Source organism: Chryseobacterium herbae, assembly GCF_025154075.1.
In the GTDB taxonomy this organism is placed as follows: Bacteria; Bacteroidota; Bacteroidia; order Flavobacteriales; family Weeksellaceae; genus Chryseobacterium; species Chryseobacterium herbae.
The window spans coordinates 836,794-849,525 of the sequence record NZ_JAOAMU010000002.1 but is presented as its reverse complement, the minus strand read 5'-3'; the positions used below and the strand labels follow the sequence as shown (position 1 = coordinate 849,525).

The window sequence follows — 12,732 nt, the reverse complement described above, 5'->3', positions numbered from 1 at the left end:
TTATTTTGGCTAAAGCCATTTTAGAATTGGGATCATTTGAAAGCGGGCTAAAGCCCACTCCTATTGAATGATTATTGGAAATGACTTTTATTCTCTCGCAGATCCAGCCAATTGAACAGATTTTTATTAACCATTCTAAATCTGCCTGATCTGTTTAATCTGCGCGAAATAGGACACAAAAAAACGGGCTAAAGCCCGTTTTAATAGTATATTTTAATCTGAATTAAGATCTTAGTTCTGCATTGTATTCTTTCTGGAAAGCTTTGATCAGAGAATCCATAACTTCGGAGATTTCTTTCTCTTCCAATGTTTTCTCTTCATTCAGAAGCTCAAAGCTCATTGCGTAGGACTTTTTACCTTCCGGAAGGTTTTTCCCTTCATAAACGTCGAATAAATTGATGCCTTTAATGAAAGGAGATTTATTCTTTTTCGCCGTCTGATACAGATCCTGATAGTTTACATTTTTGTCGATCAACAGGGCAAGGTCTCTTCTGATCTTGTTAAACTTAGGAATATTCTTAAACTTAAGCTCGTTTTTAGAACGTAATTCCTGTGCCAGTTCAAGCTCGATTTCTGCGTAGAAACATTCCTGATCGATATCAAAATCTTTCATGAGTACAGGAGATACTTTCCCGATTCTTACTAACGTTTTTCCGTCCGCTTCATAGGCTAATGAATCAGAGAATCTCTCATCGTTTAAAGCCACTTCTTTATAAGTGACAGCCAGTTTCTCCAATAAAACTTTTACATACGCTTTAAGGTTGTAGAAGCTTACTGCAGATTTAGGCTGCAACCAGTTTTCTGCTACATCTCTTCCTGTAACAAGAATCCCTAATTGTTTTCTTTCCTCGTATTTATCTTTTTTATGGTAAATTTTCCCGAATTCGAAGAATTTGATATCCTGATTCTTTCTGTTGATGTTGTACACCGCATTTTGAAGAAGACCTTCCAATAAAGATTTTCTCATGAACGCAAGGTCACCACTTAACGGATTCAGTAATTTTACAGCATCGGTTTCATCTTTTACAGACGTCAGTGAATTGTTCATCACTTCATTGAATCCAATACTTTGTAAAGTTCTTGCCCAGTTGTTTTCCAGCTCATCCTGATCGTTGGCGCTCAGCTTAACCGGTGTAAATGAAATTTTCTGTGGAGCGTCGATCTTGTTGTATCCGTAAATTCTTAAGATTTCTTCAATCACATCAATTTCTCTCGTTACATCCGCTCTGTAAGCCGGTACAGAAATTTCAAGTCCGTTCTGGATCTCGTTTAAAACCTGGATTTCCAAAGCTTTTAAGATCTCCTTTACTTTCTCTCTGTGAATCTTCGTTCCCAAAATCTGTTCAATTTTTGAGAATCTGATGATCACATAATTGTCTTCAATTTTCTTTGGATATTCTTCCAACAGATCTCCCACCAATTTTCCATCAGCAATTTCCTGGATCATTTTAATGGCATGTGTGATCGCTGTTCTTGTAATATTCGGATCTACTCCTCTTTCAAATCTGAAAGAAGCATCTGTATTTAAACCATGAAACTTAGCACCTTTTCTTACAGCAACAGGGTTGAAGTAAGCACTTTCAAGGAAGATGGTTTTCGTTTCATCAGAAACTCCTGAATTGGCACCACCGAAAACTCCGGCAATGCACATAGGATTATCTTTTCCGTCTTTGATCATCACTTCAGAACCGTTCAGCGTTCTTTCAACACCATCCAAGGTTGTGAATTTAGTCCCTGCTTTCACAGTTCCCACTTTCACTTTACTACCGGTGATCTTGTCCGCATCAAATGCGTGAAGAGGCTGTCCGTACCCGTGAAGGATATAATTGGTGATATCTACAATATTGTTAATCGGGTTTAAACCGATTGCTTTTAATCTGTCTTTTAACCAGGCCGGAGACTCTGCTACTTTTACTTCTTCAATCACAGCTCCGATGTATCTTGGACACAACTCGGCATCTTCAACTTCTAAAGTGAAATTGTGTGAACCTTCGTTATTCAAAGCTTCAGAAGAAACTTTTTCAAACGTTGATTTCTGCTGGTTGGTGGAAAGGAATGCGTGAAGATCTCTAGCAACGCCATAGTGTGACATTGCATCTGTTCTGTTCGGCGTCAAACCGATTTCGATCACTTCATCATTGGCCAGTTCAAAATAATCTGCAAAGTTTTTTCCTACCTCATATTTGGTTTCATCCAGCACCATAATTCCTCCGTGGTCTTCGCTAAGGCCAAGTTCATCTTCCGCACAAATCATTCCCTGAGAAACCTCGCTTCTGATCTTCGCTTCTTTGATCTCAAAAAAGTTTCCGGTTTTGTCATAGATTTTAGTTCCCACAACAGCTACAGGTACCGTCTGTCCTGCTTCTACGTTCGGAGCACCGCAAACAATATTCAATATTTTCCCGTTTCCTACGTCAACTGTTGTTTTCTTTAACTTGTCTGCATTCGGATGTTTTTCGCAGGTCAATACTTTTCCTACGACAATACCTTCCAGGCTGCCTCTTACACTTTCAAATTTTTCTATCCCCTCTACTTCAAGACCAATATCTGTAAGGAATTCTCCGATTCTTTCAGTTTTCAGTTCCGTTTTGATAAAGTCTTTCAGCCAGTTGTTTGATATTTTCATTTGCTCAATCTATTTTTATTGGTCAGACATCGGTTTTTAGCCTTTTATCTGATCATTTTTGTTTTTTCCAAGGTTAAAAACCTTTTCTTATTTTGAAAATTTATTCGAATTTTCCGCGGTACAAATGTCGTGTTTTTTTGAGAAACAGCGAAATTTAGAGATCACTTTAAGAGAATAACTTTTAATTTTTTTCAACCTTTGTTTGGTCAATTCGGCTTACTTTTTCAACAAAAATCAGAACTGTTTGCTATCATTATGTCACGATTAATCTTTAAAATCATGAACAAAACCTACAAAGCCTGTCTTTTAATATTCTTTTGAATAGTTTTTTTTCTGCAGCAAATATTCTGCTTTGTCTCCTTTACCTGTTCTAAAAAGAGTTTTTATTGTTTCTCTGGCGTTATCCTTTTCTGCTTTTGGAAGGTAGCACATGAAATGCAAATGAGGACCGCTGCTCCAACCTGTATTTCCACTTAAGCCAATGATATCGCCCTTTTTCACATGATCTCCGATATTTACTTTAACCCCGTTTTGCTGTAAGTGATAGTACTGTGCAAAAGTTCCGTCTGAATGCATGATGGTAATATAATTGCCCTGATCTGCACAGCTTTTTGAGGGACAACCGGTATTGTTATGCTTAACAAGATCTGTTACCACCCCTTCTCTGGAAGCTGTAATTTCTGTTCCTTCAGGCATCTTAAAATCTAAAGAATTTTCATTCTGATGAGAAAAAACGCCATCATATCCCTGAAAAACATTAATCGATTTCCCTTTTTTAAACGGCAGGTCATATTGATAATCCCTGTCATAATCTTTCAAAGTAACATCTCCTATATACATCAAATAACCCGGGATCTGTTTTACAGCCCATTTCTTTTTTTTATCAGCAATAACAAAATAGGCTATTCTGTTTTTCAATGATTTAGCGGGGATAACCTGAGTGATTTTAAACGTTTCAGGAGTTTTCATATTTTCTAATTCCGGTTGGCCGGAAAAAACAACAGACATAGGATAGATCTCCTGATTGTCAGCATAAAATATTACAGTATCTCCTTTTTTCTCATGGTATATTTTAATATTTTTCTGAGAAAACAAATTGATGAATGATAGTAGTAAGGTGAATATAAGTATTCTTTTCATTAGATTCAAGTCCATTAAAAAAGAGACTGGATTGCCCAGTCTCTTTTAATTGTATGTATAATCATATTACAATCCGATCACCGGCATTGATAACATAAGGATATTTTCACTTTCTTCAAGACCGTCAAGAGGTTCAATGATCCCTGGTCTGTTCGGTTGAGACATTTTCATAGTGATATCGTCAGAACCTAAAATGGTAAGCATTTCCGTCAAAAACTTAGAGCTGAAACCGATATTGATATCTTCTCCGTTGTAGTCGCAAGGGATCTGCATATCTGCTTTGTTTGCGTATTCCGTATCTTCTGCGTGAAGGTGAAGAATATTGGCAGACAATTTAAATCTCACCTGATTGGTAGATTTGTTAGACATGATCGATGCTCTTTTGATCGCTCCTAAAAGAAGGTTTCTGTTGATCGTCAGTACGTTTGGATTTTCTTTCGGGATTACAGCTGTATAGTTAGGATATTTCCCATCAATCAGTCTACAGATCCAGATATGTTTTCCAAAAGTAAATTTAGCCATATTCTCGTTGAAGTCGATTTTAACGTCTTCGTTTGAGCTGGCCAGGATATTTTTGAAAATGTTCAAAGGCTTTTTAGGCATAATGAATTCCATTGGCTCGGCATTCATCAGGTCTGTTCTTTTATACACGACCAGTCTATGGGAGTCTGTAGAAACAAAATTGGTTTCATTTTCTCCAAACTGGAACAATACGCCTGTCATTACAGGACGAAGAGAGTCATTGCTTGTTGCAAAAAGAGTATTGGTCAATGCTTCAGATAAAACTCCGGCAGGCATCGCTACACTTTGAGAGGCATCAAATTCCGGAAGATCAGGATAATCATCAGCATTATCCAGTGCTACCGCGAAATTGTCTTTTTCATCTAAAATCTCAAGCTGGCTTCCGGTTCCTTCCGCATTATCCTTCACAACGAACGTCAGAGGCTGTTCACCATAAGTCTTGATAAAATCCTGAAAAATTTTAGCAGGAACGGCAAATTTACCCGAATCGTCAGACTTTACCTCCAAAGAAGTAACAAGAGTAGTCTCGCCATCAGAAGCTGTAATGGTAACGTTATTTCCGTCTAATTCAAAAAGATAGTTTTCTAAAATCGGTCTCGATTGAGAGCTTGATATTACGCCACTTACAGTTTGCAATGCTTTCTGCAGTTCACCACTTGAAATAATAAATTTCATAGATTTAAAAATAAGTTTCTACAAATATAATAAATAGAAACTATAATGAAAAAAATAATCATAGCGAGTTTTTCACAAATATCACTAATTGGTTTTCAGACTTGACATTATGGTCAGATTTCTCACATCATTAATTTTTAAACACAAGATTTCAGAGATTCCATCTTTTTTGTGATAAGAGTCTGTTAATTTTAAAAACCGGCATTTCATCTCCAGCTTTCATCAAAATACAAATACTATATTTGTGAAAAAGAATCCATGAAAAAACCGCCTGTTCACAGAAGTTTCATCAACGCTTTCCGCGGTATTTTCCTGATGATAAAAACGGAAAGAAATTTCCAGATCGAACTGGCCGCTTTTTTCATTAATCTTTTTCTGATTTTCTATTTTAAGCTTTCAGCCGTAGATACTGTACTCATTCTCATAGCTTCCTTAGCTGTTTTAAGTGCCGAAATTTTCAATACCGCTATAGAAAGGATATGTGACATCATCCAACCTGATTTTGACAAGAGGATTGGCTTTATTAAAGATATTGCTGCGGGAGCTGTTGTATTGATGGCAGTCGCGTCAGTTGTTGTCGGAATTTTTGTGTACTGGAAATATGTTTTTGATTAGGGATTAGGGATTAGGGATTAGGGATTAGGGATTAGGGATTAGGGATTAGGGATTAGGGATTAGGGATTAAAATTAAACGTTGAGGATTGAATTGAATGTTTTTGATCTTAAATATTTTAAATACAAAACGGGCTAAAGCCCATTCCTATTGAATATTGACATCGTCATGTTAAAGATATTCTTCATTTGAATTACCGTACATCCTACTGTTGATTTTTTTCAGTAATATTTTCACTTCTATATCTCTCATCATACAGTGAGGTCAGTAATTGTATGGCTTTTTTCTGATTTTTTCAAACTATAGGATATTTTGCCATTAATAAACAATATCATTTTTCAGTATTAATTCAATCAAATATAAAGTATTAACAAAATAATTGCTAAATAAATACATATTTAAAATAAATTTTACTTTTCACCGTTACATGATATATGTAAAATCAATACATTTATAAAAACCTAATAATAATTTATACGTATGAAAAGCAAACTATTCTATGCGATTCTGATGGCTGCATTTATTTCGTGCAGTACAGAATCGACCGCAGTTGTTACTCCGGTTGATGCCAAAAAGAGCAAGGAGATTACTAATTTTGAAAAATCAATTAAAAGCCTGGCTCTTCCTCAAAATCTTCCTACTGAGGAAGAAAAAAGAAATCAACAATCATTGGAACTGAGTGACCGTCGTAAAGACATCCTGATTCCATCCGCTTTAGAGTTAATAAAATCTACCGGTACTTCTGATCAGGAGATTACAAAAAACACCCAGGGAGACCGTGATAAGATCCTTACCTGGGCTGTGAAAATTTACAACGAAAAAAATAACAAAACTCCTCAAAAAACTCTAAACGATTAATTATGAAAAAGATATTCACCATTCTTCTCGGTTTAAGTATCGGATCTGCGGCTTTTGCACAAAACGGTTCAGGAACCTTACATGTATTTAATGATGATTCTTACCATAGCTTAAATTTACACTATACCATATTTACCGTAAACCTTTCCCAGTGTGGTGATGGTTATCAGGCTTTAGGCCCCAGTATACCGCTGCCTCCGGGCGTGATTACCGATTATACAACCTTTTTAAAATCATCATCTTTTGCATCATCGCCACATCCTTATCCTATTGACAGTTATTGGCACAACAGTACGGTGGTTCCAGCTACATCCATTAGTCCTGCGGTAGCTGATGCTCAGCGATGGAGTTATATGAAATTTGAGCTCAGAGATCCTAATAATCCGGGATTGATGAATCCAACTCTGGGAGGATCTGTAGGTTTTTATCCGTGTACGGGTATTCCCAATTATATCTCAGGAACCAGTACACTGAATGGAATCAACTATGCATTTAAAGCAGAAGCAGTGACCTTCGGAGGAGATTTATGGATCAATGTCTGGTAATCAGGTATTGACGATCTACAAAAAAACGGGCTAAAGCCCGTTTTTTCTTTATACCACAAGTGATATTTGTTTATTTTATCAGATCACTCTAGGTTTTGAAATCATTTTCCTACATAAATAAAACCTTTCTTTCCCGATTTAAAAACCGTTTCAATTCTTTTATAATCATCCACTTCGTATTCATCAGCCTGAAGAATTTCCTCTTCCGTCACTTCGAAAAGCATTCCTTCCACTTCATCACCAATATCTCCGGAAAGTTCCAGGATCGGATGGTATTTCTGGTTGCTTTTACGCAACACTTCTGGGTCGGTAATTTCTACCATCTTCATTGTATAGCCTGTCAGAATATCTTTTTCACCTTCCAGAATTCTTCCGAATGTTTCAAGCTGTACCTGCTCTTTTTGCAGGGTTCCATAAGAAAACAAATGCACCATTATAAATATTTTTCTATGATTGGTATTGCCGTTTCAGCCATCACTCCATATCCTTTTTCATTAGGATGAACTCCGTCTGCAGAAAGTAGAATTTCTTTATCGTCTGCAAGCGAAGCATAGAAATCAATATAGTGTAAAGCGCTTTCAGTAGCAATATTTTTAAGGATTTGATTGTATATTAAAACATCTCCGTTGATCCGTAATTTTCCTGTTGCCGATTCTACCCCATCTACCTTTTCAGAGAACGGAAGAATACTCACCAAATAAATATCCCCGGAATATTGTTTTGCGTGCTGAACTGCTGTTTTGATATTATCCCTGAACTGATCAGGACTTACCAGCTGATTTCCCTCCTTTACGGCAAGGTCATTGGCTCCGTACCCGATGAAAATAATATTTCCTTCTGCAGAATTTCTGGCAGCCAGTTCATGAGGCATTCTTTTCAGTAAGCCTTCTGTCGTTTCGCCGCCTATTCCAAGGTTAAAAAGGATTAGTTCGTTGCTCCCTTCATGAAACTGCTGCAGGGCATATCTTTTCAGAATATCTACCCATCCGCCGAATACTCCGTCGTATTCTCCATATGTAATGCTGTCGCCGAAGAACAGCCCGTAAATCATTTTTTTCATTCTCTAATAGGACTTCATCCTATCTTTTGCTAAGTCGTCACTTCGTGACTCTTTGGGTTATTATTCATTTAATCGTTCAAATACTCATCCAAAATTAGGGTAATATTCTTGTGTGATTCTATAATTTCTATTAAAATTTCAAATAAGGTCTGGCCGTTTCCTGAAAGCAGTTCATCCAGTTTTTCCTGAATCAGTTCTACGTTAAAAGGTTTTCCCTGTCTGATTTTATTTTCGTAAAAAATACGGGTCGTATCCAGACCGAGATCTTTTCTTGATTTTTGGGATTCTTTCCATGTGATCTCAACTTCGTCTTCGTTTTCAAATACTCCGAAACCGCCGTACAGGATATCATTGAAGCCATCCAGTGTTCCTACTTTCCAGTCTGTATCTTTCATGAACACCAAAGAAGCTTCATCATAGAAACCGGGCAGATCTGAGAAATGGCCGCCATCGATTGTGATTATTTTATTTTGATCTGAATTCAACATCATTCTTGTAAGATTTTATTCCGTAAATATAAAAAAGACTTTTTTTCGACTTAGTTATCCAATAAAAATTGATCTTAATTTTCTTAACTTCAATGAACTTTAGTTTATTTCTAAATTTTAAACATTAAGAATTTAAGCAATATGCTTATTGTTATGAATGAAGAAATGAAGAAATCAATAAATTGATTTTTTTAAGTTCTTTAAGCACTCCATCTTTTAAGATCTTAATGTCTTAATGTTTTAAAAAAGTATGCTTCCATGTTTTGAAATTGATCCAATAAAAATTCACATTTTTATCAGTCATACATTAAGGATTCAACGCAAAACTTCAATGAATATATACTTGGTTTAAGAAAAGCAAAGAATTCTGACTTCGCCAGTGTTTAAGCGTAAATAAAATATCCGTTAATAGAATTCTGATATAAAAAATGACCGCCATTCAGTGGCGATCATTTCTATTTTTATTTGAAGTATTCTACTCCGTTTTTGAATATGTTGTGGTAGTTTGCGGTCGGTATGTTTTTCATGAGGCCTTCTGCAAAACGCTCCGGGTGTCCCATTCTTCCGTAAATCTTTCCGCAAGGGCTGGTAACGCCTTCAATTCCGAATAATGAATTATTTGGGTTGAATGGCATTCCGTGGGCGATGTTTCCGTCAAGATCGATATACTGAGTGGCAATCTGCCCGTTTTCGTACAATTTCTTAATTTCTTCTTCTGAAGCCATGAAACGTCCTTCACCGTGAGAGATTGGAATGGTGAATACCTGATCTTTCATTCCTTTTAACCAAGGGCTTTCGTCATTGATCACTTTTACATTTACCATCTGTGAGATATGTCTTCTGATGGCATTGTGAGCCAGTGTCGGAGAATTTTCATCCAGATCCTTAATTCTTCCGTAAGGCAACAGACCGGATTTAACCAACGCCTGGAAACCGTTACAGATTCCGATGATCATTCCATCTCTGTCCAATAGTTCGTGGACAGCATTTCTCATCTTTTCGTTTTTAAGAACGTTAACGATGAATTTCGCTGAACCGTCCGGCTCATCACCTGCTGAAAAACCACCTGAGAATGCAAGAATCTGAGAGGTTCTGATCTCTTCCACCCACGCATCGATGCTTTCATCCAATAACTGGTGACTGATGTTTTTCAACGGAAGGCTGCTGATGACCGCTCCTTCTTTATGGAATGCATTCAGCGTTTCGTACTCGCAGTTTGTTCCCGGGAATACAGGAGCAAATACTTTCGGCTGAGCAATTCCGTGTTTTTTAATGATGATATTTCGTGGGTTGATTGAGTTTGATTTCTCATCGATTTCAATCGTTAATTTTTCTTTTTCCTGCGTTGGGAAAAGGTTTTCAAAAGTCCCTGTGTACGCAGATTCTAGTTCTGAAATTTGAGACTCAAGATGGTTGATTTTTAAAACACCTGAATCTTTTACTTCACCAATCTGCTGAAGAGAAGCATTGTTCAAGTCTTCTTTTGATTCAATGATTAAGCTACCTATATTTTTAGCCAATAAAGCATTCTCCTCAATTGTGATGTCTGCTCCCAATCTGTTTCCAAAGCTCATTTTCGCTAAAGCTACTGCTGCACCGCCTTCTTTAACGGTTTTCACAGAAACAATTTTACCGGCCTTGATATTGTCAAAAATAAATCCGAAGATTTCTTTTAAGCTTTCATAATTAGGAAGTCCGTTTTCCTGAGGAACATGACTGAAGAAGTACAATTTATTTCCGGCATTTTTGAATTCCGGAGAAATAACGTTTTTCTTTTCACCATTAGCACAAGCAAATGAAATCAATGTCGGCGGAACATTCAGATCCTGATACGTACCACTCATCGAGTCTTTTCCTCCGATCGCAGCAAGACCAAGATTGATCTGAGCATCATAAGCTCCTAAAAGAGAAGCCAAAGGTTTCCCCCATTTCTCAGGATTCTGACCCAGTTTTTCGAAATATTCCTGGAACGTTAATCTGATATTTTTGTAATCTCCTCCCATGGCAGCGATCTTAGCGACACTTTCCACGACCGCATAAGAAGCTCCTAAGAGTGAATTCTGTTTTGAGATTCCTGTATCAAATCCCCAGCTTGCAAAAGAAACCGTTTCGATATCTTTTGCTCTTAAAATCGGCAGTGTCTGAGCACTTCCCTCCATCAATGTCTGCTGGTATTTTCCTCCAAGAGGCATCGCAACCGTAGTTCCACCCACAGAAGAGTCGAACATTTCCAACAGTCCTTTTTGGGAAGCTACATTTTTGTCGCTTAATATGGTAATGAAGTTCTCTTTTGTAAAAGCAGGTGTTTCTTCTTTTACTTCCTCAAGGTGGGTAATTTTCACCTCCTGAGTTTTGGAACATCCGTTGGTATCTAAGAATTCTCTTGAAAGGTCAACGATTTTATCGCCTTTCCAGAACATCTGCATTCTTCCTGAGTCAGTCACTTTTGCTACTTCTACGGCAACAATATTTTCGTCTTCACAGAATTTGATGAACTTTTCTTTATCCTGAGGATCAACAACAACGGCCATTCTTTCCTGAGATTCAGAAATAGCCAGCTCCGTTCCGTTCAATCCTTCATATTTTAAAGGTAAAACATCAAGATTTACTTCTAAGGAATCAGCAATTTCACCGATGGCTACAGAAACACCTCCTGCTCCGAAGTCATTTGATTTCTTGATCAGTTTCGTTACTTCAGGATTTCTGAACAGTCTCTGGATTTTACGTTCTTCAACGGCGTTTCCTTTCTGAACTTCAGTAGACATGGTGTGGATGCTGTTTTCATCCTGCACCTTTGAACTTCCGCTCGCTCCACCTACTCCGTCACGACCTGTTGCACCTCCTAAAATAATGATGGAATCACCATTTTCCGGCTTATCACGTCTTACCCAATCTACAGGAACGGCTCCGGTAACGAATCCTACTTCCATTCTTTTAGCTTTATAGCCTTCGTCATAGATTTCAGAAACCATAGTAGTGGCTAAGCCGATCTGGTTTCCATAAGATGAATATCCGTTGGCTGCCTGTTTTGTAATGGTTTTCTGAGGTAATTTTCCCGGTAACGTTTTATCAACCGATTCTAAAATATCGGCAGCACCCGTTAATCTCATGGCCTGGAATACAAATGATCTTCCGGACAAAGGATCTCTGATCGCGCCTCCCAAACAGGTTGAAGCTCCTCCGAAAGGTTCAATTTCCGTAGGGTGATTGTGGGTTTCATTTTTGAATAATAAATACCACGGTTCTTTTTTACCATCGTATTCAGCTTCGATTTTAATGGTACATGCATTGATCTCATCTGAGATGACAAGGTTCTCCAGATTCCCTGTTTTATGAAAATATTTACCACAAACTGTCGCAAGATCCATTAAAGAGATTGGTTTCAGCTCGCGGCCTAAGAATTTTCTTTTTTCGATATAGTCACTGAAAATAGTATCCAATGTCTGCTTGAATGCTCCTTCAAACTGGATGTCTGACAATTCTGTCTCAAAAGTGGTATGACGACAGTGGTCACTCCAATAGGTATCTAAAACTTTCAGTTCCGTTTCGGTAGGGTTTCTCTTTTCTGTTTTAAAGTATTCCTGAATAAATTTCAGGTCATCCAATCCTAATGCAAAACCGTGATTGTTGTAAAAGTTTTCAAGTTCAGCATCATTGAAGTTGATGAAATTTTCGTGGATCAAAACTTTTGATGGCACTTCATCTGCAGGAATGTTGAGGATGGAAAGATCTTTTTCCTGAGATTCCACCTTATTGATCAGAAGGTCTTTGATTTTGACAAGATCTGCTTCGGAAACGCCTTCAAACTGGATCAGTTTTCCGCTTCTTACTTTAGATTTCTCATTCTCCGTGAGTAAAGCGATACATTGCTGGGCAGAATCTGCACGCTGATCGTACTGGCCGGGAAGAAACTCCATGGCAAACCCGATCTCTGCGGCAGGGTTTTCTGTATGTAAAATATCGGTCACCGGATCTACAAAAGTGCTGTTAACCACCTTTTCGAATTCTCCGTCATTCAGGCCGAAAATATCATACACATTAAACACTTTCACATTTTTGACCGCCGGAACGACTGCTTTTACTTCATCAAAAATTTTTGGACTTTCAACATCGAAAATTCCTCTTTTTTCTACGAAAATTCTTTTGTTATTAGACATTAGATGTCAGATTTTAAATATTAGATTTATTACTTTCTTTTTACTTTT

The 12,732-nt window shown here is 37.4% G+C and carries 10 protein-coding genes; 3 read left to right on the top strand and 7 right to left on the bottom strand.

The window, feature by feature from the left end; genetic code table 11:
- Positions 1 to 223 precede the first annotated feature (223 nt).
- From pheT to dnaN, 3 genes are all read right to left on the bottom strand, one after another.
- A complete protein-coding gene (gene pheT, locus N0B48_RS09785; protein ID WP_259838596.1) occupies positions 224 to 2,626 on the bottom strand; it encodes a phenylalanine--tRNA ligase subunit beta in 2,403 nt (800 codons plus the stop codon).
- 306 nt (positions 2,627 to 2,932) lie between these two features.
- Positions 2,933 to 3,766 (bottom strand): M23 family metallopeptidase, encoded by an 834-nt coding sequence (locus tag N0B48_RS22880; protein WP_283950700.1) that lies wholly within the window; start codon positions 3,764 to 3,766, stop codon positions 2,933 to 2,935.
- Positions 3,767 to 3,832: 66 nt separating this feature from the next.
- Complete coding sequence (gene dnaN, locus N0B48_RS09775; protein ID WP_259838594.1) at positions 3,833 to 4,963, bottom strand: DNA polymerase III subunit beta; 1,131 nt, start codon at positions 4,961 to 4,963, stop codon at positions 3,833 to 3,835.
- 258 nt (positions 4,964 to 5,221) lie between these two features.
- On the opposite strand from dnaN, the gene N0B48_RS09770 reads away from it, so the two are divergent.
- The 3 genes from N0B48_RS09770 to N0B48_RS09760 all read left to right on the top strand — a co-directional run bounded on the left by N0B48_RS09770 (position 5,222) and on the right by N0B48_RS09760 (position 6,979).
- The gene (locus N0B48_RS09770) at positions 5,222 to 5,578 is read left to right on the top strand and encodes a diacylglycerol kinase family protein (protein WP_259838593.1); all 357 of its coding nucleotides are present in this window, start codon (positions 5,222 to 5,224) and stop codon (positions 5,576 to 5,578) included.
- Positions 5,579 to 6,056: 478 nt separating this feature from the next.
- Positions 6,057 to 6,434 (top strand): hypothetical protein, encoded by a 378-nt coding sequence (locus tag N0B48_RS09765; protein WP_259838591.1) that lies wholly within the window; start codon positions 6,057 to 6,059, stop codon positions 6,432 to 6,434.
- A 2-nt stretch (positions 6,435 to 6,436) separates the two neighbouring features.
- Complete coding sequence (locus tag N0B48_RS09760) at positions 6,437 to 6,979, top strand: hypothetical protein (protein WP_259838590.1); 543 nt, start codon at positions 6,437 to 6,439, stop codon at positions 6,977 to 6,979.
- A 101-nt stretch (positions 6,980 to 7,080) separates the two neighbouring features.
- Here the strand turns inward: N0B48_RS09760 and N0B48_RS09755 are convergent, their stop codons facing one another.
- The 4 genes from N0B48_RS09755 to N0B48_RS09740 all read right to left on the bottom strand — a co-directional run bounded on the left by N0B48_RS09755 (position 7,081) and on the right by N0B48_RS09740 (position 12,684).
- Positions 7,081 to 7,413 (bottom strand): gamma-glutamylcyclotransferase family protein, encoded by a 333-nt coding sequence (locus tag N0B48_RS09755; protein WP_259838589.1) that lies wholly within the window; start codon positions 7,411 to 7,413, stop codon positions 7,081 to 7,083.
- Positions 7,413 to 8,039, bottom strand: a complete 627-nt coding sequence (locus N0B48_RS09750) for an SGNH/GDSL hydrolase family protein (RefSeq protein WP_259838588.1) — start codon at positions 8,037 to 8,039, stop codon at positions 7,413 to 7,415. Before N0B48_RS09750 ends, N0B48_RS09755 begins: the two co-directional genes overlap by 1 nt.
- A 68-nt stretch (positions 8,040 to 8,107) precedes the next feature.
- Positions 8,108 to 8,530, bottom strand: a complete 423-nt coding sequence (locus N0B48_RS09745; RefSeq protein ID WP_259838587.1) for a barstar family protein — start codon at positions 8,528 to 8,530, stop codon at positions 8,108 to 8,110.
- 458 nt (positions 8,531 to 8,988) lie between these two features.
- Complete coding sequence (locus tag N0B48_RS09740; RefSeq protein ID WP_259838586.1) at positions 8,989 to 12,684, bottom strand: phosphoribosylformylglycinamidine synthase; 3,696 nt, start codon at positions 12,682 to 12,684, stop codon at positions 8,989 to 8,991.
- Positions 12,685 to 12,732: the final 48 nt, after the last annotated feature.

Coding starts and splice junctions, on each gene's coding strand:
- dnaN (WP_259838594.1), bottom strand. CDS start 4,963: ATGAAATTTATTATTTCAAGTGGTGAACTGCAGAAAGCATTGCAAACT.
- pheT (WP_259838596.1), bottom strand. CDS start 2,626: ATGAAAATATCAAACAACTGGCTGAAAGACTTTATCAAAACGGAACTG.
- N0B48_RS09745 (WP_259838587.1), bottom strand. CDS start 8,530: ATGATGTTGAATTCAGATCAAAATAAAATAATCACAATCGATGGCGGC.
- N0B48_RS09755 (WP_259838589.1), bottom strand. CDS start 7,413: ATGGTGCATTTGTTTTCTTATGGAACCCTGCAAAAAGAGCAGGTACAG.
- N0B48_RS09765 (WP_259838591.1), top strand. CDS start 6,057: ATGAAAAGCAAACTATTCTATGCGATTCTGATGGCTGCATTTATTTCG.
- N0B48_RS09760 (WP_259838590.1), top strand. CDS start 6,437: ATGAAAAAGATATTCACCATTCTTCTCGGTTTAAGTATCGGATCTGCG.
- N0B48_RS22880 (WP_283950700.1), bottom strand. CDS start 3,766: ATGAAAAGAATACTTATATTCACCTTACTACTATCATTCATCAATTTG.
- N0B48_RS09740 (WP_259838586.1), bottom strand. CDS start 12,684: ATGTCTAATAACAAAAGAATTTTCGTAGAAAAAAGAGGAATTTTCGAT.
- N0B48_RS09770 (WP_259838593.1), top strand. CDS start 5,222: ATGAAAAAACCGCCTGTTCACAGAAGTTTCATCAACGCTTTCCGCGGT.
- N0B48_RS09750 (WP_259838588.1), bottom strand. CDS start 8,039: ATGAAAAAAATGATTTACGGGCTGTTCTTCGGCGACAGCATTACATAT.